1 protein-coding gene is annotated in these 673 nt (G+C 55.3%); it reads left to right on the forward strand.

Annotated features, from left to right (window positions below):
• On the forward strand, window positions 1-555 hold a 555-nt coding region (locus DESPIG_RS12560), incomplete at its 5' end, for an RNA-directed DNA polymerase (RefSeq protein WP_006009596.1).
• Between the last annotated feature and the right edge of the window lie 118 nt (window positions 556-673).

Genomic DNA, 673 nt, shown 5'->3' on the forward strand with positions numbered 1-673 from the left:
ACTGATGTGCTCAACGTGTTGCGCGTTCTGGTAAAGGAAGCCGACTGTATCGAGGGGAACCGGGGCTTGCCGCTGGGGGCGCTGACAAGCCAGTTACTTGCCAACGTGTACCTGGATCAACTCGACCATTTCATCAAGGATACGCTGGGAGTGCGCTATTATGTGCGGTATATGGATGACTTCATCCTGCTGCACGGAGATAAAACGGAGCTATGGCGGCTATTGGCGGAAATCCGGGACTTTCTGGCCTGCGAGCTGCATTTGACCCTGAACAATAAAACACGGGTATTCCCTGCATCCCACGGTGTGGACTTCGCGGGATACCGGCATTGGGCAGACTACAAGCTGCCACGCAAACGCAATGTGCGCCGGGCACGAAAACGCTTTGCTGGATTATCCAGGTGCTACGCGGATGGGCGCGTAGATATAGACACCGTGCGTTGCTGCGTCGCGTCCTTTACGGGATACATGCGGCATTGCAAGGGATGGAAGAGTGCGGAAAGCACCTTGAACAAGCTGATTTTAGTAAAAAACAGTGAAAAAGACAAGGAATAACGGGCGAAAATCCTTCGCATGGAGCGCGCTGTTTCCGGGCTTTGCGCAGATTTTTCCGGCATAGTGAGGGCTGACAGAGGCGGGGGCGCAGCAACGCCCCCACCGGCGGGCTTAGGCA

Origin of the sequence: Desulfovibrio piger ATCC 29098 (assembly GCF_000156375.1) — a bacterium.
Lineage (GTDB): Bacteria > Desulfobacterota > Desulfovibrionia > Desulfovibrionales > Desulfovibrionaceae > Desulfovibrio > Desulfovibrio piger.